Annotated in this window: 20 protein-coding genes; 15 read left to right on the plus strand and 5 right to left on the minus strand. The window is 62.6% G+C overall.

All coding sequences use genetic code 11. From position 1 onward, the window contains the following. Window positions 1-315: 315 nt before the first annotated feature. From KW838_RS25920 to KW838_RS25950, 7 genes are all read left to right on the plus strand, one after another. Window positions 316-1,464 carry an amine dehydrogenase large subunit gene (locus tag KW838_RS25920; protein ID WP_095968170.1) on the plus strand — a complete coding sequence of 383 codons (1,149 nt, stop codon included), beginning with the start codon at window positions 316-318 and terminating at the stop codon, window positions 1,462-1,464. A gap of 11 nt (window positions 1,465-1,475) precedes the next feature. Continuing rightward, a complete protein-coding gene (locus tag KW838_RS25925; protein ID WP_218503969.1) occupies window positions 1,476-2,015 on the plus strand; it encodes a MauE/DoxX family redox-associated membrane protein in 540 nt (179 codons plus the stop codon). Window positions 2,016-2,020: 5 nt separating this feature from the next. Next, window positions 2,021-2,641, plus strand: a complete 621-nt coding sequence (mauD, locus tag KW838_RS25930; protein ID WP_085728207.1) for a methylamine dehydrogenase accessory protein MauD — start codon at window positions 2,021-2,023, stop codon at window positions 2,639-2,641. Window positions 2,642-2,659: 18 nt separating this feature from the next. After that, entirely contained in the window at window positions 2,660-3,181 is a 522-nt protein-coding gene (locus KW838_RS25935) for a methylamine dehydrogenase light chain (RefSeq protein WP_007978110.1), read from the plus strand. Between the two features lie 224 nt (window positions 3,182-3,405). Continuing rightward, window positions 3,406-3,957 carry a cytochrome C gene (locus KW838_RS25940; protein ID WP_218503970.1) on the plus strand — a complete coding sequence of 184 codons (552 nt, stop codon included), beginning with the start codon at window positions 3,406-3,408 and terminating at the stop codon, window positions 3,955-3,957. Between the two features lie 51 nt (window positions 3,958-4,008). Continuing rightward, the gene (locus KW838_RS25945) at window positions 4,009-4,221 is read left to right on the plus strand and encodes a DUF4287 domain-containing protein (protein ID WP_218503971.1); all 213 of its coding nucleotides are present in this window, start codon (window positions 4,009-4,011) and stop codon (window positions 4,219-4,221) included. Between the two features lie 14 nt (window positions 4,222-4,235). After that, window positions 4,236-4,907, plus strand: a complete 672-nt coding sequence (locus KW838_RS25950) for a bifunctional 2-polyprenyl-6-hydroxyphenol methylase/3-demethylubiquinol 3-O-methyltransferase UbiG (RefSeq protein ID WP_218503972.1) — start codon at window positions 4,236-4,238, stop codon at window positions 4,905-4,907. 621 nt (window positions 4,908-5,528) lie between these two features. Here the strand turns inward: KW838_RS25950 and metE are convergent. The 3 genes from metE to KW838_RS25965 all read right to left on the minus strand — a co-directional run bounded on the left by metE (window position 5,529) and on the right by KW838_RS25965 (window position 10,832). Continuing rightward, entirely contained in the window at window positions 5,529-7,817 is a 2,289-nt protein-coding gene (gene metE, locus KW838_RS25955; RefSeq protein ID WP_218503973.1) for a 5-methyltetrahydropteroyltriglutamate--homocysteine S-methyltransferase, read from the minus strand. Between the two features lie 136 nt (window positions 7,818-7,953). After that, on the minus strand, window positions 7,954-8,325 hold the full coding sequence (locus KW838_RS25960; protein ID WP_218503974.1) for a nuclear transport factor 2 family protein: 372 nt from the start codon (window positions 8,323-8,325) through the stop codon (window positions 7,954-7,956). A gap of 278 nt (window positions 8,326-8,603) precedes the next feature. Continuing rightward, window positions 8,604-10,832 (minus strand): TonB-dependent hemoglobin/transferrin/lactoferrin family receptor, encoded by a 2,229-nt coding sequence (locus tag KW838_RS25965; protein WP_218503975.1) that lies wholly within the window; start codon window positions 10,830-10,832, stop codon window positions 8,604-8,606. Between the two features lie 244 nt (window positions 10,833-11,076). Between KW838_RS25965 and KW838_RS25970 the strand changes: the two genes are divergently transcribed. From KW838_RS25970 to KW838_RS26005, 8 genes are all read left to right on the plus strand, one after another. Continuing rightward, a complete protein-coding gene (locus tag KW838_RS25970) occupies window positions 11,077-11,889 on the plus strand; it encodes an energy transducer TonB (RefSeq protein WP_218503976.1) in 813 nt (270 codons plus the stop codon). A gap of 17 nt (window positions 11,890-11,906) precedes the next feature. Beyond that, a complete protein-coding gene (locus KW838_RS25975) occupies window positions 11,907-12,977 on the plus strand; it encodes a hemin-degrading factor (protein ID WP_218503977.1) in 1,071 nt (356 codons plus the stop codon). Window positions 12,978-12,989: 12 nt separating this feature from the next. Continuing rightward, on the plus strand, window positions 12,990-13,874 hold the full coding sequence (locus KW838_RS25980; protein WP_218503978.1) for a hemin ABC transporter substrate-binding protein: 885 nt from the start codon (window positions 12,990-12,992) through the stop codon (window positions 13,872-13,874). 50 nt (window positions 13,875-13,924) lie between these two features. After that, window positions 13,925-14,908 (plus strand): iron ABC transporter permease, encoded by a 984-nt coding sequence (locus KW838_RS25985; protein ID WP_173900848.1) that lies wholly within the window; start codon window positions 13,925-13,927, stop codon window positions 14,906-14,908. Further along, window positions 14,908-15,675: a heme ABC transporter ATP-binding protein gene (locus tag KW838_RS25990; protein WP_102701690.1), complete on the plus strand. Its 768-nt coding sequence runs from the start codon at window positions 14,908-14,910 to the stop codon at window positions 15,673-15,675. The genes KW838_RS25985 and KW838_RS25990 overlap by 1 nt, the downstream gene beginning before the upstream one ends. Before the next feature lie 55 nt (window positions 15,676-15,730). Next, a complete protein-coding gene (locus KW838_RS25995; RefSeq protein ID WP_218504075.1) occupies window positions 15,731-16,615 on the plus strand; it encodes a ChaN family lipoprotein in 885 nt (294 codons plus the stop codon). Between the two features lie 277 nt (window positions 16,616-16,892). Then, window positions 16,893-17,498: an SCO family protein gene (locus KW838_RS26000; RefSeq protein WP_218503979.1), complete on the plus strand. Its 606-nt coding sequence runs from the start codon at window positions 16,893-16,895 to the stop codon at window positions 17,496-17,498. A 1-nt stretch (window position 17,499) separates the two neighbouring features. Beyond that, window positions 17,500-18,009 (plus strand): copper chaperone PCu(A)C, encoded by a 510-nt coding sequence (locus KW838_RS26005; RefSeq protein ID WP_218503980.1) that lies wholly within the window; start codon window positions 17,500-17,502, stop codon window positions 18,007-18,009. A 262-nt stretch (window positions 18,010-18,271) separates the two neighbouring features. Here the strand turns inward: KW838_RS26005 and KW838_RS26010 are convergent, their stop codons facing one another. Both KW838_RS26010 and KW838_RS26015 read right to left on the minus strand, forming a co-directional pair. Beyond that, window positions 18,272-18,688, minus strand: a complete 417-nt coding sequence (locus tag KW838_RS26010; protein ID WP_095968188.1) for an organic hydroperoxide resistance protein — start codon at window positions 18,686-18,688, stop codon at window positions 18,272-18,274. 123 nt (window positions 18,689-18,811) lie between these two features. Further along, complete coding sequence (locus KW838_RS26015) at window positions 18,812-19,141, minus strand: hypothetical protein (protein WP_015094587.1); 330 nt, start codon at window positions 19,139-19,141, stop codon at window positions 18,812-18,814. Window positions 19,142-19,310 lie beyond the last annotated feature (169 nt).

A 19,310-nucleotide genomic window follows, 5' to 3' on the forward strand; every position in this document is an offset into this window, starting at 1 on the left:
TACCAAGCGGATGGCTTCCGCTTTTTCCTCAGATGTAACAACCCGATATCCCATGATGCGTCCTTAAGTCGATGCTCCTACATCATGGTCCAAAAATGTTCGACCACTACACGGCAGCTCCTACAGGGTAATGCGCCCCCTGTAGGAGCTGCCGCAGGCTGCGATCTTTTCGCTGTTCATCACGACTGGCACAGACACACAAACACTTGGCAGGCAGGGCAATTCTCCTGATCGCGGGGCACGGCAGAATCAAAGGGTAAAAATCTGCCAAAGCACCCGCGATCCGCGTTACCAACAATTCAGGAAGTTCCCCTTATGCGAACAAACAGGATCTCCGTACAGTCAGCGCTTGGCCTGAGCCTGCTTGTACTCGGTTTGAACAGTGCCCGCGCGGATTTGCCCGCCGGTACGATTGGCCAGACCGTTCTGGCGTTTCCACCCGAAGCTCACCGCGCGTTTGTCATCGACGTCGAGTTCGACAGCTTCGTCGCTGGCCGCGTGACCGTGGTCGACCCGGACCAGAAGCGCATCCTCGGCATGGTGCCGACCGGTTTTGCCGCGCCGTCGACCCTCAGCCATGACAAGAAGACCCTCTACAGCGCGGACATCTGGTATTCGCGCGGCACCCGCGGTACCCGTACCGATGTGCTGACCGCGTGGGACAGTTCGACCCTGTCGCCGGCCTGGGAAGTGCTGATCCCGAACAAGCGCGCCGAATCGCTGACCCAGCGTTATGCGCTCAAGCCGAGTGGCGACGACAAGTTCGTCTATGTCTACAACTTCACCCCGTCGACCTCGGTCACTGTGGTCGATACCCAGGCCAAGGCCGTTGCCACGGAAATCGCCATTCCCGGTTGCGTGCTCAACTACCCGATCGGCAACCGCCGCTTCGCCTCGCTGTGCGGCGACGGCAGCCTGCAAGTGGTGACCCTCAACGATCAGGGCCAGGAAACCGCGCGCAGCCGCACGCCGTTCTTTGATCCAAATGCGGAAAAACTGGTGGAGCGTGCGGTCAACGTCGGTGACACCTACTACTTCACCACCACGACCGGCACCGTGCGTCCGGTGGATTTCGCAGGTAGCGCGCCGAAGATCCTACCGTCCTGGTCGCTGGTTACCGACGAAGAAAAGAAGGCCGGTTGGGCACCGGGTGGCTGGCAGTTGATGGCCGTGGCACCGAAGCTGGACCGCCTGTACGTGCTGATGCACGACGCCCACGAAGCCATGAAGTGGGAAGACCCGAGCCCGTTGATCTGGGCGTTCGACCTCAAGACCCACAAAAAGGTAGCGACCCTGGAAGCCCCGGTTCCGGTGTGGAGCATGCAAGCCACCGGTGACGACAAGCCGCTGTTGCTCGGCACCGATGTGGAAGGCGGTTTGCAGATTTTCGATCTGAAGACCAACAAGCTCACCGGCAGCATGCCGAAAGTCGCGAAGACCGCGACTCAGGTCCTGAGCTACTGAGAGGTTCGGCCATGCACACAGATCCGATCTTCATCATTGCCAGCGCCATCGCCATCGCGGTGTTGCTGGCCAGCGCCGCGACCCACAAGTTGCGCGCGCCGGCCCGCTTCGCCCGGCAACTGGCGGACTACCAACTGCTGCCCCAGGCGCTGGTGCGCCCGACGGCACGGCTGGTGCCGCTGCTGGAACTGGCCATCGCCTTTGCCCTGCTGGTGCCGGTCAGCCGTGGTTACGCCGCAATAGGCGCGGCCAGCCTGTTGGCGCTGTACGCCGCCGCCATCGGCATCAACCTGTGGCGCGGTCGCGCGGACATCGACTGCGGTTGCGCCGGTCCCGACCAGGCACAACCGCTGCGCCCGGTCCTGCTGGCGCGCAACAGCGCACTGGTGCTGCTTGCGCTGGTGGCCAGCGTGGCCCCGGTGGCCCGCGACCTCAACCTGTTCGATGGTTTCGTGACCCTGGCCGCCGCCGCAGTCGCGTTGCTCATCTACGCCGCGGCCGATGGCCTGCTGGCGAACTCCCCTCTTCTGCTCAAATTGATTGGTAGGTAATCGAAATGGAAGGCTTGATTGTTTCCAACGTTCTGCTCTGGGTGCTGCTGGTGGCCGTGGCGTTTGTCGTCATGGGCCTGGTGCGGCAGATTGGCGTGCTGCACGGGCGTCTGGCCCCCGCCGGCGCACTGATGGTCGACAAAGGCGTGGCGGTCAATGAACCCGCGCCGCAAATCACTGCCAGCGATCGTCACGGTCGCCCGGTGAACTTCGGCTATGCCGGTGAAAAATCGCAATTGCTGTTCTTCCTCTCGCCGACCTGCCCGATCTGCAAGTCGCTGCTGCCGGCGATCAAATCCATCGCCAAGGAACAAGCGGGCAGCCTGGACGTGGTGTTCGTCAGCGATGGCGACATGGACGCCCAGCAAGCGCTGATCCGTGAACACAAACTCGAAGACGCCACCTACGTGGTCGGCCCGGAAGTGGGCATGACCTACCAGATCGGCAAGCTGCCGTACGCCGCGCTGATCGACAAGGCCGGCACCCTGCGCGCCAAGGGCCTGGTCAACTCCCGCGAGCACCTGGACAGCCTGTTCGAAGTCGAGCACCTCAAGCACGCCACGCTGCAGCAGTACCTCAATGCCCAACCCCACACCCACGACCACAGCCACGGCCATAGCCACTGATTAGGCAGGGAGACCTTTATGAAACTGCTGGATCTGTTGTTCGAGCGCTCGACCCGCCGCGTGGCCGACACCACTTCGCGCCGCAAATTGCTGTCGCGCATGGGCTCGCTGATGGTGGCCGGTGCCGCCCTGCCCTTGCTGCTGCCGCTGGACCGTACCAGCAAGGCCCTGGCCGCGGAGCCGGCGCAGGCTGGCGACCCGGGTGATCCGAACAGCTGCGACTACTGGCGCTACTGCTCCATCGACGGCTTTCTGTGCAGCTGCTGCGGCGGTTCGGTGACCTCCTGCCCGCCAGGCACCGAAGCCTCGCAAGTGACCTGGATCGGCACCTGCCGCAACCCGGCCGATGGCAAGGACTACATCATCTCCTACAACGACTGCTGCGGTAAGCAAAGCTGCGCCCAGTGCGCCTGTACCCGAAACGACAGTGAAGAACCGGCTTACCGCCCGTTCAACAACAACGATGTGAACTGGTGCCTGGCCGCCAAGTCGCACATCTACCACTGCACCGTTTCGGTAATCCGCGGCGTCGCCGTCTAAACGCGCACTTTCCGCCGGTTGCTTGCGCAATCGGCGGTTTTTTTTCTGTGGCTGCTTTTCTTTTTTTACTGCTTTGTGTGTGTACCTGTAGGAGCGAGCCTGCTCGCGAAGAACGTCAACGATAACGCGGGCTATCTGGTTCAACGCGGTGCCCTTGAGTTCTTCGCGAGCAGGCTCGCTCCTACATTAACGTGCCAAACCGGTCATCAGCGGAGGTCTGTTTCATGCGTAGGTTGATATTGCTCGGACTCGTCTGCGCCCTGAGCGCCCCGCTCGCGTTCGCCCGGGCCATTCCCGACCCGGCGCAGGGCCATGCGCCGGGCAACGAAGCGGTTCAAAAACCGATTGCCCAGGCCGGGTACGGCGTCGGCGTCAACTATCAGCTGCAATGCGCCGGTTGCCACCTGGGCGACGGCACGGGTTCCGCCGCCAATGACACGCCACGGATGAAAGGCTTTGTCGGCAACTTCCTGAAGGTACCGGGCGGCCGCGAATTCCTCGTGCGGGTGCCGGGCATGTCGCAGTCGGCGCTGAATAACGCGCAACTGGCGGACTTGCTCAACTGGCTGATGCGTAAAGACGGCATGGCGGGCGAAAGCCTGCCGGCGGACTATCAGCCCTACACCGCCGAAGAAGTCACGGCGCTGCGTGCCCAGACCATGCTCAACCTGCCCGGCACCCGCAGCGAGTTGATCAAGGCCATGCGCGCCCAGGGCATCGCGATCGATGACGGGATGACCGCTGGAACGATGGACTCGCCGACGGCAAATCAGTAACGTAACCGGTGCTGCTTTCGAACCCACAAAAGCGAAAAGGGAGTTTGCATCGTGACCGAAGAGACAAAACCAAAAGGACCGGCTTCGTACTTCCCGTCAATCGAGAAGAAGTATGGGCAGCCGATCAGCCATTGGCTGGACCTGCTTAAAACCCTCAGCGACAAGAAACACATGGAAATGGTGGCCTGGCTCAAGACCGAACACGGCATGGGGCATGGCCACGCCAACGCGCTGGTTGCCTATCATTTGGCAACTGCCAAATAGCGTCGGACAACGCCATGCCCGCCCCCGAATCCACCCTCCTCGACAGCTGGCACCACAATGCCCGGGCCTGGATCGACGCCATCCGCACGGGCACCATCGAAAGCCGTCTGAAGGTCACCGACCAGGCCATCCTGCTGGCGGTGCTGGGGCGCCAGCCCGAGCGGGTGCTCGACCTGGGTTGCGGCGAAGGCTGGCTGTTGCGTGCGCTGACGGACCGGGCCATCGAGGCGGTCGGTGTGGATGGCGATGCGACGCTGGTGGAAGCGGCGCGGACGGCGGGCGCGGCACCGGTGCATCTGGCGAGCTATGAACAGTTGGCAGAGGCAGCCGTCGACATCGGCCGCGACTACAACCTGATCTGCGCCAACTTCGCCCTGCTGCATCAGGACATCATCCCCCTGCTCGGCGCCATGAACAGCCTGCTCGCCCCTGGCGGCGCGCTGGTGATCCAGACGTTGCACCCGTGGGCCGTTGCGGCGGGCGACTATCAGGATGGCTGGCGGGAAGAGACCTTTGCCGGATTCAAGGGCCAGTGGCAGCCCATGCCGTGGTACTTCCGCACCCTGTCCAGTTGGCTCAACGCGCTGGACATGGCGGGTTTTGTACTGGCCGGCCTGCAAGAACCGCAGCACCCGCAAAGCCCTGTGCCGCAGTCGTTGCTGTTGGTGGCCGAGCGGCGGTTGTAGGAGCGCGGCACATCCAACATCATCAGCGATTGATCTACCGCTTTCGCGGGCAAGCCCGCTCCCACAGGTTCAGCGGTTGAGCGCAAAATCTGCGAACTACCCAAATCAATGTGGGAGCGGGCTTGCCCGCGAAGAGGCCGGCACATTCGACATCGATGTCGCCTGACAGTCCGTCATCGCGAGCAAGCTCGCTCCCACAGGTTCAGCGGTTGAGCGCAAAATCTGCGAACTAACCAAATCATTGTGGGAGCGGGCTTGCCCGCGAAGAGGCCGGCACATTCGACATCGATGTCGCCTGACAGTCCGTCATCGCGAGCAAGCTCGCTCCCACAGGTTCAGCGGTTGAGCGCAAAATCTGCGAATTAACCAGGTCACTGTGGGAGCGAGCTTGCTCGCGATTGCGGTCTGGCAGTCACTACACCGGTGTCTGTCATGCCGCCTTCGCGAGCAGGCTGCTCCCACAGGTTCAGGACTTTACGCAAAATCTGCGAACTAACCAGGTCACTGTGGGAGCGAGCTTGCTCGCGATTGCGGTCTGGCAGTCACTACACCGGTGTCTGTCATGCCGCCTTCGCGAGCAAGCTCGCTCCCACAGAGTTCAGTGGTAGATCCAGCAAAGCCTCAGGCCCATTCTTTACGCAACTGACGCGCAGCGTTGACCATGTGCACCAGCGCCGCTTCGGTTTCCGGCCAGCCGCGGGTTTTCAGGCCGCAGTCCGGGTTGACCCACAGGCGGTCGGCGGGAATGCGCCTGGCGGCCTTGCGCAACAGGTTGGCCATTTCCGAGGCGTCCGGCACCCGTGGCGAGTGGATGTCGTACACGCCGGGGCCGATGTCGTTCGGGTAGGCGAAGGCTTCGAACGCGTCCAGCAACTCCATGTCCGAGCGCGAGGTTTCGATGGTGATCACGTCGGCATCCATGGCGGCGATGGACTCGATCACATCGTTGAACTCGCTGTAGCACATGTGGGTGTGGATCTGGGTTTCGTCACGCACACCCGAGGCGCACAGGCGGAACACTTCGGTCGCCCAGTCCAGGTAGTGTTGCCACTGCGCCTGGCGCAACGGCAAGCCTTCGCGGAACGCCGCTTCGTCGATCTGCACGATCCTGATCCCGGCGGCTTCCAGGTCCACCACTTCGTCGCGAATGGCCAGGGCCAGCTGACGGGCTTGTACTTCACGGGTCACGTCTTCACGGGGGAACGACCACATCAGCATGGTCACAGGACCGGTCAGCATGCCCTTCATCACTTTGTCGGTGAGGCCTTGAGCGTAGCGGATCCACTCCACCGTCATGGCTTTCGGGCGGCTCAGGTCGCCGAAGATCACCGCCGGTTTCACGCAGCGCGAACCGTAGCTCTGCACCCAGCCAAAACGCGTGAACACATAGCCGTCGAGTTGCTCGGCGAAGTATTCGACCATGTCGTTGCGCTCGGCTTCACCGTGCACCAGCACGTCCAGGCCCAGGTTCTCCTGCACTTGCACGGCGTGGCGAATCTCGCTGTGCATCGCTTCGGTGTATTCGGCTTCGGTCAGCTTGCCTTGCTTGAACGACTGGCGCGCCAGACGGATCGACACGGTTTGCGGGAACGAACCAATGGTGGTGGTCGGGAACAGTGGCAGGTTCAGGCCGGCGCGTTGCCTGGCGATGCGCTGGGCAAACGGCGATTGACGCTGGCTGTCCCTGGCGCTGATCGCGGCGACACGGGCCTGAACAGCCGGCTTGTGGATGCGTGGCGATGCAGCACGGGCCGCCTGAACGGCGCGGCTTTGGCTCAGCGCTTCAAGCACGTTCGGCGCCTCGGGCTCGTTGACCGCCTGAGCCAGCAGCGCGACTTCTTCACACTTCTGCACGGCAAACGCCAGCCAGCTTTTCAGCTCGGCATCGAGCTGGTCTTCGCGGCCCAGATCAACCGGGCTGTGCAACAGCGAGCAGGACGGCGCGACCCACAGGCGATCGCCCAGGCGTTCGTGAGCGTGCTGCAGGGTGGCCAGGGCGTTTTCCAGATCGCAGCGCCAGACGTTACGGCCGTTGACCACCCCCAGCGACAGCACTTTATAGGCCGGCAGGCGGTCGAGAATGGTCGGGTACTGTTCAGGCGCACGCACCAGATCGATGTGCAGGCCATCCACCGGCAGGTTGGCGGCCAGGCCCAGGTTCTCTTCCAGGCCACCGAAGTAAGTGGCGACCAGCTTCTTCAGCGGATCGCGCTGGATCAGGTTGTAGGCGCGTTCGAAGGCGTTTTTCCAGTCCTGAGGCAGGTCGAGGACCAGGATCGGCTCGTCGATTTGCACCCACTCAACGCCCTGTGCCGCCAGGCGCTGGAAGATCTGGCCGTACAGCGGCAGCAGGCGTTCGAGCAGTTCGAGCTTGTCGAACCCGGCGCCCTTGGCCTTGCCCAGCCACAAGTAGGTCAGCGGGCCGATGATCACCGGCTTGACGTTGTGCCCCAGTGCCCGGGCTTCTTCGACTTCTTCGAACAGTTGATCCCAGCCAAGCTGGAACTGCTGGTCGGCGCTGAATTCCGGGACCAGGTAGTGATAGTTGGTGTCGAACCACTTGGTCATTTCCTGGGCGTGGGCACCGCCGCAACAGCTGTCGCTCACACCGCGCGCCATGCCGAACAGGGTCTGCAGGCTGGCCTTGCCATCGTGCGGGCGGAAACGCTCAGGGATCACACCGAACATCAGCGAGTGGGTCAGGACCTGGTCGTACCAGGCGAAGTCGCCGACTGGCAACAGCTCGATCCCGGCCTTTTTCTGCAAGTCCCAGTGGGTCTTGCGCAGGTCACGGCCAACGGCGCGCAGGCCGGCTTCGTCCAGCTCGCCCTTCCAGAACGCCTCTTGGGCCTTTTTCAGTTCACGGTCGCGGCCGATGCGCGGAAATCCAAGGGAATGGGCCAATGCCATGACAATAAAACTCCATGTGGTTGATGGCGTCATTGTCGGTAGTTGAGCCCTGGTGAGACAAACTCATTTAAATCGTGATGATCACGAGTTTATTTCATGAAGATAGACGCAGGCCTTTGCGTCGAAGCGCGACGCACTACGCCTGATAGTAATAAAGCTTGTTGATGATCACCCAGCGACCGTCCACCTTCAGCAACGACAGGTAATCGGTAAACCGTATCCCGGCGAAATCATCGATGACCTTGACCGCCGCGGCGTCGCCGGTGACATCGAGACTGATCACCTGCCAAAACGGCTGCGTACCGGCAGGCGCCGGGATTTCGGCCTTGATGGCGATGACAAACTCATCCAGGGAAGCCCATTCAAGCACCTTCTGGAAGTGACCGATGATGCGACAGTCTGGATGAAAGGCCTTGCGCAACAGCGCTTCATTGGCGAAGACCATGCCCTCCACGTAATGACGCACCACCAGGTTGATCTGTTCGGTATCTATCGATTGAGTGCTCATGATTGAACCTCTGGTTGTCTTGACCGACAGTCTCCCCCAGGCTGATCAAGCAGAAAGTCTAGGCAGCGCTCGTGCAGTTGCGCGGTTTTACGACCGGAGGCGCGGAGCAGGATGCAGGTTGCGTCCTGAGCCACAGCACAAAAACCTGTGGCGAGGGAGCTTGCTCCCGCTGGACTGCGCAGCAGTCCCCTTTATGGGGCCGCTGCGCGACCCAGCGGGAGCAAGCTCCCTCGCCACAAATCATGTATTTCTGCAGGAATAACACCAGGTCACACCGATCAAATCTCCCAGATCAGGTTGACCGCCGCATAACGCCCAGGCTGAGTCATACGATCAAGACCCGCTGCGTTTTCGTCGCGGCCCTGCACGTCACCCCAGTTCCAGTACTTCTTGTCGGTGACGTTGAACAGGCCGCCGTTGATCGACACTTCCTGCGTCACCTGCCGCCAGGCCGTCAGGTCGAGGGTGCCGTAGCCCGGGGTCTCGAACTGGCGGTTGATCAGCAAGTCGGCATCGCCGCTGTGGTCGACGCGGTCCTTGGACTGAACCAGGGTCCACATGACCTGGCCGCCATACACACCGCTCGGTGCATCGTAGGCCAGGCCCATGACCGCCTTGAGCGGGTCGACACTGTTGAGCGCCTCGCCGGTTTCTTCATTCTTGCCACGTGCATAGGCAATCGAGCCCAGGGCACGGGTACCTGCCGGCATGAAGGCGTCCAGCTTGATGTCACCCTTGGCTTCGGCACCGCGGATGGTGACCTTGCTCACGTTTTGCGACTGGAAGGTCAGCGGGATGTCGCTGGTCGGATCGGTGAAGCTGACCGTTTCGATGAAGTCCTTGTACTTGTTGTAGAACAGCGCGATGCCGAAGCTGCCCAGGTCGTAGCGACCGCGCAGGCCGGTCTCGAAGCTGTTGCTGGTTTCCGGCTTGAGGTTCGGGTTGCCGATTTGCTTGTAGCCAAATTGCGGGTTGCTGAACTCGCCGTACATGTTGACCGGGTTCGGCGCGCGGAAGCCGGCAGCGTACTGGCCGTAGACGCTTTCGTGTTCGGTCAGCTGATAGGTCACACCGAATTTCGGCGAAATGTGATCGTCGGAGAGGCGCGACGGATCGGTGTCCGAGGGCAATCCGTTGAGGTATTCCTGGGTGACGTGCGGTGTCTGACGGTAGTAGTCGTAGCGCAGGCCTGGCAACAGGGTCCAGCGGCCGACCTCGATACTGTCCTGGACGAACAGGCCCAGGGATTCGCTGGTCGGATCCGGGAAGTCGCTGACCGGGAAGTTCTCCGTGGCCGGCACAATGGCGCCGGTGTCCAGGCGCACTTCTTGACCCGTACGCTTGTTGCTCGACTCGATGCGTTTGACCTCGGCACCGTAGATCAGGTGACGCCGGGTGTCGGCGATCGCGAACTCCTTGTCGAGCTGGGTGTTCAGGCTCCACAGGCGTTCGTCGTAAGTCGACTGGCGGGTGCGCACACGGTTGACCCGCGAGGTGGTCTGGCGCTGCTGATAAGTGTCCTGGTCGTTGCTGCTTTCCTGATAGTTCAACTGCCATTGCAGCTTGTCGGCCATCGCGCTGTCCAGGGCCAGGGTATGGGCCAGGCTATAGCGAGTGCGGTCGATGCTGTCATCGGCCGTGGAGCCGAGAATCGCCGGGCTGGTGAGGGTGGCGCGGGTGACGATGTCGCTCAGCAGGTTGCTGTTGGCGTCATCCTGGTAGCGCTCGTAGGTGAACTGCAGGCGGTCGCCCTCGCCGTAGTCCCAGCCCAGTTTGGCCAGCACGTTTTCGGTGGTGTAGTTCAGCGGGTTGGCTTCGGTGCGCGATGCGCCTACACCACCGACATTACCTGCGGTGTCGGTGGACTGACCGTCGCGGCGACCCAGGTGCAGCAGGCCGTCGACCGTGCCGGTACGCCCGGCGAACGTGGCGCTGCGCTGCCAGCTGTCATCGCTGCCGTCGTAGCCGGTCTTGAAGCGCGCGTAGGTGTCGTCGCCGTCTTCGAGGTACTCGCCGGCATCCTTGGTCAGGTAGCTGACCGCACCGCCGATGGCGTCGCTGCCGTACAACGAGGACGCCGGGCCGCGGATGATTTCCACCTGCTTGATGGTGTCGAGGTCGACGTAGTTGCTGCGCACGTCCTGGAACGGGCTGAAAGCGTTGCTTTGCGGCACGCGCACGCCGTCGACCTGGGTCAGTACCCGATTGCCGTCGATACCGCGGATGTTCGCCCCGGACAGGCCGAAACGGCTGCCGGTGCCGCTGACCGAAACGCCCGGCTCGTAACGCACCACATCCTTGAGGTCCTTGTCGTTTTGCTGATCGATTTCACGCTCGCTGTGCACCGACACGGTACTCGGCACTTGCAGCAGGGTCTGCTCGGTGCGGGTGGCGGTCACGCTGACGGTATCGAACTGGGTAACGGGTTCAGCGGCAAAGGCCAGCGAAGGCGAGAGCAACAGCAAGCAGAGCCAGGGACGCATGGCGAATGGCGGGCGGATCGACATCTAACTTTTACTCCTGGGATCTGACAGTGGTCACGTGCATGCAGGGTGTTGAAGGGGGTCTGCATGGGCGACGGACACTGTCCGGCGTGTGTTTGATTTTTTTATGGACAAAGCGTTTGGCCCCGTTCTGCTGATGGGATGTATACAAAAACGCTCGTCGGCAGCGGCGGCGAAGATAACCAGCTTGACTTGTAAATGCAAATTATTACCATATGCATTCCGCTTAAAACTGGAACGAGTGTGCATGAAGCACTTCTGGGGTTGTCTGGGGTTATCGATTGCGCTGCATCTGAGCGCCGGATGGCTCGTTCGCGAGATTCAGGCCGCGCCCGAACCCCTGGCCTTTCAGCCGCCGATGGCGATTCAGTTGGTGACGCTGGCACCGATTGCCGTGCCCGCACCCACTCCGCCGCAGCCCGTGCGCCCACCTGCCCCGATGCCGGCATCAGCACCTGCGCCTGTACCTGCGCCTGTACCTACGAAACAACCTGAAACGGCGAAAGCCGAGACCGCACCGACACCGGTCAAGCCGCTGCCGGTCAGCACCCAGCCGTCCCTGGTCAAGGCGCCAGGCAAGCCACAACCACCTGCCGAACCTCGTGGCGAAACCAGACCGGAACCCCGTCGTGCCGACCCCGTGGAGCTTCCGGCCACCATGGCGCAGACCCCGACTCGACCGGCACCGGCAGCGACGCCCGCCGCCGCGCCCGCACAGAACGCCAAGCCGACACTCCCCGTCGCTGCCGCTCCGGCGCCCATGCTCACCCCGGTGGTCAGCCTGCGCCCGTCTTTCGTCACCCCTCCCCCGGCGCCCCGTTATCCCAACACTGCCCGCCGCCGCAACCAGCAGGGCGTGGTGCGGATCGAGGTGCGCCTCGACGAGCGCGGCCAGCAACTCAAGCTGACGCTGGTGCGTTCCTCGGGGGTGGAGAGCCTTGACCAGGCCGCTCTCGAAGCAGTGACCACCTGGCGTTTCCGCCCCGAAATTGTCGACGGCCGGGCTGTGCCCAGCCGCGTAGAGATACCAATAGAATTCGCCCTCACGGCGAACCGTTGATCCTGAAGGAGCATCACATGACCGCCAATACTTCCGCCCTGCCAGTCGCCCCGGCCCTGTACCAGAGCTGGCAACAACTGCGCGCCGAACAACCCGGCCTGCGCGCCCGCGATGCCGCGGCCAAACTGGGTGTCAGCGAAGCTGAACTGACCGCCAGCCGCCTGGGCACCGACACCGTGCGCCTGCGCCCGGAATGGAAGGAACTGCTGCCGGCACTGGGCGAACTGGGCACCATCATGGCCCTGACCCGCAACGAGCATTGCGTGCACGAACGCAAAGGCGTGTACAGCGAAGTGACCGTGATGGGCAGCGGCCAGATGGGCATGGTGCTGTCGCCGGACATCGACCTGCGCCTGTTCCTCAGCGGCTGGGCCAGCGTGTTCGCCGTCGATGAAAGCACCCCGCGCGGTCCGCAGCGCAGCCTCCAGGTGTTCGACCGCCAGGGCCTGGCCGTGCACAAGGTCTACCTGACCGCCACCAGCTTCGATGCTGCCTGGGCGCCGCTGGTCGAGCGTTTCCGTGCCGAACAACAGACGGCCGAACTGGACCTGCAACCGCTGCCACAGGCCAAGGCGCCACGCGTCGACAGCGAAGTCGATGTAGATACCCTGCGCAGCGAATGGTCGCAGCTCAAGGACACCCACGACTTCTTCATGCTGCTCAAGCGCAACGACGTGGCGCGCACCCAGGCCCTGCGCCTGGCCGGTCACGAGTGGGCCGAACCTCTGGCTACCGTCGAGCTGACCCGGGTCATCGAAGAAGCCGGCAAGCGCGAAGTACCGATCATGGTGTTCGTCGGCAACAAGCACTGCATCCAGATTCACTCAGGCACCGTCAACAACCTGCGCTGGATGGACACCTGGTTCAACGTGCTCGACCCGATGTTCAACCTGCACCTGAAGACGACCGGCGTGACCGAGTTGTGGCGTGTGCGCAAGCCGAGCGTCGATGGCATCATCACCAGCTACGAAGGTTTCGATGCCGAAGGCGAACTGGTGATCCAGTTGTTCGGTGTGCGCAAGCCAGGCATTCCTGAGCGTGACGACTGGCGTGCCCTGGCTGAAACCGCCACCCCTCTGATCGGCTAAGGAAGAGTCCCGATGCGTATCAAAACACTGCTGGCCTGTGCCGGCGTGCTCGTCAGCCAGATGGCCGTCGCCGACGCCCTGCCCCAGCGCTGGGTCAGCGCCGGCGGCGCATTCAGCGAATGGGTGGTCGCCCTGGGCGGCGAAAGCAAGCTGGTGGGTGTCGACAGCACCAGCCAGTACCCACAATCGCTGCACAGCCTGCCGGGCGTCGGCTACCAGCGTGCACTGGCGGCCGAAGGCATCCTGGCCCTGAAGCCGGACATTCTGGTGGGCAGCAACGAAATGGGCCCGCCACCGGTGCTGGAGCAACTCAAGGCCGCCGGCGTGCGCATTGAATTGCTGTCGGCCAAGGCCGACGTGCCGGCCCTGCAACACAACCTGACCGAACTCGGCCAACTGCTGGGCAAGGAAACCGAGGCCCAGGCGCAGATGGCGGGCTACCTCAAGCGTCTGCAAACCCAGGCCGATTGGGTCAAACTGGCGCAGCAACAGCAACCGGCGCCCCGGGTGCTGATGCTGCTCAGCCACTCCGGTGGCAACCTGCAAGTGGCGGGCAAGGACACCCTGGCGGCCTGGATGATCCAGCAGGCCGGCGGCAAGAGCCTGGGTGAGCACAACGGCTACAAACCGGTCTCCAGCGAAGCCATGCTGAGCCTGGACCCGCAGGTGATCATCTTCGCCGGTGGCAAACTGCAAGGCGATGCGGCCCGCAAAGCCCTGCTGGAACAGAACCCGATCCTGGCGCAAACCCAGGCCGGGCGTGATGGCCGGGTGCTGGTGATCGACCCGACGCTGCTGGTCGGTGGCCTTGGCCCGCGAGTGCCGGACGCCTTGACGCGTCTGTCAACGGCGTTCTATCCGGATGTCAAGGCGCAGACTGCCGGGACCCACCCATGACGGCCATTTTCCGGCCGCGTCCGACCTTGATCTGTTTGCTGCTGTTGCTGGTGCTGGTGTTCTGGCTGTCCCTGGCCCTCGGGCCGGTGAGCCTGCCGCTGGGCGATACCTTGCTGGCCGGGATGCGCCTGCTGGGGTTGCCGCTTGACGGTGGGGACACACAACAGGCGGAGCTGATCCTCGGTCAGATCCGCCTGCCGCGCAGCCTGCTCGGCATCGCCGTGGGCTCGGTACTGGCGTTGTCCGGCGTGGCGATGCAGGGGTTGTTCCGCAACCCCTTGGCGGACCCGGGCCTGGTCGGCGTCTCCGGCGGTGCCGCGCTGGGTGCCGCCCTCGCCATCGTCGGCGGCAGTTTGCTGGGTGGCGTGCCACCGGCCATCGAACCTTACCTGCTGTCGGTCAGCGCCTTCGCCGGTGGCTTGATCGTCACGGCGGTGGTGTATCGCTTCGGCCGCCGCAACGGGCAAACCGACGTTGCCACCATGCTGTTGGCGGGTGTGGCGATGACGGCCATGGCCGGTGCTGGCGTGGGTCTGTTCACCTACCTGGCCGATGACGCGACCCTGCGCACCCTGACGTTCTGGAACCTGGGCAGCCTCAACGGCGCCAGCTATCCGCGCCTGTGGCCGTTGCTGATCGTCACTGTGGGCGTGGCACTGTGGTTGCCACGTCGTGCGGCGGCACTCAATGCCATGCTGCTGGGCGAGTCGGAGGCCCGTCACCTGGGCTTCGACATCGAGCGCATCAAGCTTGAGCTGGTGTTGTGCACGGCGCTCGGCGTCGGCGCGGCCGTCGCGGCGGCCGGCCTGATCGGCTTCATCGGCCTGGTGGTGCCGCACCTGATGCGCCTGCTGGTCGGCCCGGATCACCGGGTGTTACTGCCCGCGTCGTTGCTCGCCGGTGCCAGCCTGCTGTTGCTGGCCGACCTGGCCGCGCGCCTGCTGTTGGCGCCCGCCGAATTGCCGATCGGCATCGTGACCGCACTGATCGGCGCGCCGTTCTTTCTCTATCTGCTGGTACGAGGGCGTTCCTGATGCTGCGGGCAAACAACTTGCTGGTACGTCGTGGCAACCGCACGGTACTGGCGAACATCGATATCCAATTGCGCCCCGGCGAAGTGCTCGGCGTGCTGGGACCGAATGGCGCCGGCAAAAGCACCCTGCTCGCCGCCTTGTGCGGCGAACTGCCAACCAGCGAAGGCACGGTCAGCCTCGACGAGCGTCCGCTCGCCGACTGGCCGGGCCAGGAACGGGCCAGGCGCCTGGCCGTGCTGCCGCAGAGTTCGAGCCTGAACTTTGCGTTTTCGGTCAATGAAGTCGTGGGCATGGGGCGCCTGCCTCACGCCAGCGGCCGCGTGCGCGATGGCGAAATCGTCGCCGAGGCGCTGTCAGCGGCCGATGCGCTTCATCTTGCCGGGCGCAGTTACCTGGCGCTGTCCGGCGGTGAACGCCAGCGCGTGCATCTGGCGCGAGTGCTCGCTCAACTCTGGCCGGGGGCCGAAGGGCAAACCCTGCTGCTCGATGAACCGACGTCGATGCTCGATCCGCTGCACCAGCACACCATTTTGCAAGCCGTGCGCGACTTTGCCGAGCGCGGTGCAGCGGTGCTGGTGATTCTGCACGACCTCAATCTGGCGGCGCGTTACTGCGATCAACTGCTGTTGTTGCAACAGGGCCTGCCCCACGCCTACGGTCCACCGGCACAGGTGCTGACCGCCGAGGCGCTGGCGGCGGTGTATGGCCTGGAGGTGCTGATTCACCAACACCCGGAACGCGGCCACCCGTTGATCATCGCGCGCTGATACCGTCCCCCTCCTTCATTGATAGAGGGGGCTTATGTCTATTCAAGGAAAACCGATGCGCTTTCTGCTGCTGTGTGCGTTCAGCCTGTTGGCTGCCTGCCAAACCCATTCTGTAACGCCGCCCCCGGCGCCGATTGCCCCGCAAGGGCGCGATCACGCCGATCTCGGCGTCATCCGCGAACTCGCCAGCGGTCGCACGCTGACACCGCAGGAACTGGTCGAACGCCTGGCCGTCGCGCCGCGGGTTCTGGTCGGCGAACAGCACGACAACCCGGACCATCACGCCCTGCAATTGTGGTTGCTGCGCGAGCTGGCGGCACAGCGTGCCCAGGGCAGCCTGCTGATGGAGATGCTCAATCCCGATCAACAGGCCAAAGTCGATGCCGCGCAAGCCGCGACCCGCGCTGACCAGCCACCGGCCGATGCGTTCAAGGCGCTGGCCTGGCAGGCCAATTGGGACTGGAGTGTCTACGGTGCCCTCGTCACCTACGCGCTGCGCCAACCCTATCCGCTGCTGGCGGCGAATCTGGACCGCGCACAGATCATGCAGATCTATCGACAGCGCCCTGAGTTGAAAGGCGAAGCGTCCACCACCCGACAGGTGCAGGCGACCTTGCTGGACGACATCCGCCAATCCCATTGCGGTCTGCTGCCCGAATCACAAATGCCGGCCATGCTCGCCGTGCAGCAACAACGCGACCGGCGCATGGCCGAACGCCTGATGGCCGCGCCGTCGCCGGCGTTGCTGCTGGCCGGGGCCTTTCACGTGCGCAAGGATCTCGGGGTGCCGCTGCACTTGAAAGACCTCGGTGCCGGTGAAGGCAACGCCGTGCTGATCCTCGCCGAAGCGGGCAAGACCGTGACCGCCGAGAGCGCGGATTACGTGTGGTACACGGCCGCACAGCCGGAACAGGATCATTGCACGAAGTTGCGTCGTTAATTGTGGTGAGGGGGCTTGCTCCCGCTGGACTGCGCAGCAGGCCCTCTTTTTTGGGGTCGCTACGCAACCCAGCGGGAGCAAGCTCCCTCGCCACAAGCGCACTATTGCCCTCAGCCGAACATGCTGCGGCGCGACACTATGTCACGCCTCTGCGCCGGTCCAATGGTCGTATCCACCCCGCCGCTACCGGCACAGTTTGTTAAGATCCCCCCGATTTTTTCGTCTGTACAGTCATCACGCTGTCAGTTTCAGCCTGTTCAACAGGATGCTTTTTTCCATGAGTACTTTGTATACCCGCCGAACTGTCCTGCAAGGCATGGGCCTGTTGAGCCTGGGCCTGCTCGCCGGTTGCGACGACAGCAGCAAGCTGTCGTTCAAGTACGGCAAAGATCTCAGCGACAAGATCATGGGGCGTAACTTCAAGCTCACGAACGCCGAGGGCGAAACCAGGATGCTGGGCAGCTATCGCGGCCTGATGCCGATGGTGTTCTTCGGCTTCACCCAGTGCCCGGCCGTGTGCCCCACCACGTTGGCCCGTGCCGCCCAGGCCAAAAAGCTGATGGGCCGCGATGGCGAAAGGCTGCAGGTGATCTTCATCACCCTGGACCCGGAGCGCGACACGCCAGAGCTGCTCGACAAGTACGTCAAGGCCTTCGACCCGAGCTTCGAAGCGCTGTACGGCACCCTGGAAGAAACCGCCGCCACCGCCAAGGAATTCGGCGTGTTCTTTGAGAAAGTCCCGAGCGGCGATACCTATACCCTCTCCCATACCGCGACCAGTTATGTCTTCGACTCCCGGGGCAATCTGCGCCTGGGGCTGTCCGCGTCCCTGACGGCCAAAGAGTGCGCAGAGGACCTGCTCACCGTAATGGAGGTTTGCTGATATGAATGCCCCGCAGGCTAAGAACCGTTTCGCACAGCGTTGCAAGCAACTGGCACTGGGCTTGTCCCTGGTCGGCCTGGCCTTTCAGGTGTCGGCACAAACCCGGGTCGACGACGCCTGGGTCCGCGCCACCGTAGCCGGCCAGCCGTCGAGCGGCGCCTTCATGACCGTCACCGCGAGCAGCGACAGCAAACTGTTGAGCGTGCAAACGCCGGTGGCAGCTCTGGTGCAGATTCATGCAATGAGCATGAAAGACGACGTGATGAAGATGCAGCAAGTGGACTCCGTGGCACTGCCGGCCGGTAAAGCAGTGAGCCTGGATCCCAATGGCTACCACATCATGCTCATGAACCTGACGGGCCAGATCAAGGAAGGCGACAAAGTGCCGCTGACCCTGACCGTCGAAGATGCCAAGGGCGAGAAAGAGTCGATCCGGGTTGAAGCCGTTGCCAAGGCGATTGGCACCATGGATCACGGCAACATGGCGCATGATCACAGCAAGATGAATTGATTTTCCCGTAGCGCCGCAACGTCAAAAAGATCGCACATTGCGGGTCAGGTAAAACACAGTACCTGTGGGAGCGAGCTTGCTCGCGATTTACGGCAGGTCAGTCAACATTGATGTTGAATGGTACGCCGCCATCGCGAGCAAGCTCGCTCCCACAGGAGTTGCCCAAAAAACATCCCGTGGAAATCCACCGTCACCGACAATTTCAATGCCCTCGGCTCACCCTGGGTCAGGTCATTGTTGGCGCCGAGCTTTTCACGTCAACTCAAACAAGCTTGAGCACGACGTTGATGTTATTGCGCGTGGCTTTCGAATACGGGCAGTACTGGTGCCCGGTGTCGACGATTTTCTGTGCGGTCTCACGGTCCAGCCCCGGCAGGCTGACATTGAGCCGGGCCTGGAGCAGGTAGCCGCCTTCATTGGTGCCCAGGTCGACTTCCGCATCGACCGCCACATCCTTGGGCAATGCCACTTTCATTTCCCTGGCTGCCACTTGCATGGCGCCGATAAAGCAGGCTGACCACCCGGCAGCGAACAATTGCTCGGGGTTGGTACCGCCACCGCCCGCACCTGGCGAAGACAGCTTCACATCGAGGATTCCGTCGGAGCTGCGGGAGGCGCCGTCGCGCCCGCCGGTGGTGTGGGTCTGGGCGGTGTACAACACTTTATCGATCTGGTTCATGCTGACCTCCTGATTGAGTTGTAGGAAACCGGTTTTAACACCCATCCAGTCGCCGGGATGGTCAATCAATATAGACGTCACCGGCCCGCGCCGCGGTCGATCCGACCAGCGCCCGCTTCTTCCTTATTTACGCGCCAACTTGTACCTGACGCAGTCCTCATAAAAGCTTTGCCGTACGGCAGTCGGTTTCAATCGCGACGAACTGTCATAAGTTTGCTCTGTAATACCAAGTGCCATCATGCGCATCCATGTTTTGGAGAACTTGTAGGCCTGGATTTTCTGCCGCGCGGCGTATAGAGAAACCCCTGAAAGCTTGAGTTCCTGTGCCCTTGCAGCGGTGCCCGCGCCCCAACTGCACATGTATTGATCCTGGGTGGCCAGTTCTTTGGCTTGCGTTGAGTTGCTGATACCCGCAACAACTAGCGGAATTAACGCGATCCATATCTTGCGCATCTTGACCTATCTAACTAGTTGAAAATGAACTAATTTTGCGGGGGATTTTTTAACTTGGGGGCCAGCATCGTGCCTTTTTTGCCAATGAGTGCAAAAAACGAGATGGCTGAGGCCATTTCTTGCGAGTTTTCAATCCTTTGCTATAGCTAAGACTCTCAATCGCCAACTA

This window comes from Pseudomonas sp. PDM27, from assembly GCF_019219205.1.
Classification (GTDB): domain Bacteria; phylum Pseudomonadota; class Gammaproteobacteria; order Pseudomonadales; family Pseudomonadaceae; genus Aquipseudomonas; species Aquipseudomonas laurylsulfatiphila.

What these genes read in the sequence shown, in the direction of transcription:
- KW838_RS25935 (WP_007978110.1), top strand. Translation starts at nt 2,660, where the DNA reads ATGAAACTGCTGGATCTGTTGTTCGAGCGCTCGACCCGCCGCGTGGCC.
- KW838_RS26000 (WP_218503979.1), top strand. Translation starts at nt 16,893, where the DNA reads ATGAGTACTTTGTATACCCGCCGAACTGTCCTGCAAGGCATGGGCCTG.
- KW838_RS25920 (WP_095968170.1), top strand. Translation starts at nt 316, where the DNA reads ATGCGAACAAACAGGATCTCCGTACAGTCAGCGCTTGGCCTGAGCCTG.
- KW838_RS25965 (WP_218503975.1), bottom strand. Translation starts at nt 10,832, where the DNA reads ATGTCGATCCGCCCGCCATTCGCCATGCGTCCCTGGCTCTGCTTGCTG.
- KW838_RS25975 (WP_218503977.1), top strand. Translation starts at nt 11,907, where the DNA reads ATGACCGCCAATACTTCCGCCCTGCCAGTCGCCCCGGCCCTGTACCAG.
- metE (WP_218503973.1), bottom strand. Translation starts at nt 7,817, where the DNA reads ATGGCATTGGCCCATTCCCTTGGATTTCCGCGCATCGGCCGCGACCGT.
- KW838_RS25990 (WP_102701690.1), top strand. Translation starts at nt 14,908, where the DNA reads ATGCTGCGGGCAAACAACTTGCTGGTACGTCGTGGCAACCGCACGGTA.
- KW838_RS25960 (WP_218503974.1), bottom strand. Translation starts at nt 8,325, where the DNA reads ATGAGCACTCAATCGATAGATACCGAACAGATCAACCTGGTGGTGCGT.
- KW838_RS26015 (WP_015094587.1), bottom strand. Translation starts at nt 19,141, where the DNA reads ATGCGCAAGATATGGATCGCGTTAATTCCGCTAGTTGTTGCGGGTATC.
- KW838_RS25950 (WP_218503972.1), top strand. Translation starts at nt 4,236, where the DNA reads ATGCCCGCCCCCGAATCCACCCTCCTCGACAGCTGGCACCACAATGCC.
- mauD (WP_085728207.1), top strand. Translation starts at nt 2,021, where the DNA reads ATGGAAGGCTTGATTGTTTCCAACGTTCTGCTCTGGGTGCTGCTGGTG.
- KW838_RS25980 (WP_218503978.1), top strand. Translation starts at nt 12,990, where the DNA reads ATGCGTATCAAAACACTGCTGGCCTGTGCCGGCGTGCTCGTCAGCCAG.
- KW838_RS25940 (WP_218503970.1), top strand. Translation starts at nt 3,406, where the DNA reads ATGCGTAGGTTGATATTGCTCGGACTCGTCTGCGCCCTGAGCGCCCCG.
- KW838_RS25995 (WP_218504075.1), top strand. Translation starts at nt 15,731, where the DNA reads ATGCGCTTTCTGCTGCTGTGTGCGTTCAGCCTGTTGGCTGCCTGCCAA.
- KW838_RS26005 (WP_218503980.1), top strand. Translation starts at nt 17,500, where the DNA reads ATGAATGCCCCGCAGGCTAAGAACCGTTTCGCACAGCGTTGCAAGCAA.
- KW838_RS25970 (WP_218503976.1), top strand. Translation starts at nt 11,077, where the DNA reads ATGAAGCACTTCTGGGGTTGTCTGGGGTTATCGATTGCGCTGCATCTG.
- KW838_RS26010 (WP_095968188.1), bottom strand. Translation starts at nt 18,688, where the DNA reads ATGAACCAGATCGATAAAGTGTTGTACACCGCCCAGACCCACACCACC.
- KW838_RS25925 (WP_218503969.1), top strand. Translation starts at nt 1,476, where the DNA reads ATGCACACAGATCCGATCTTCATCATTGCCAGCGCCATCGCCATCGCG.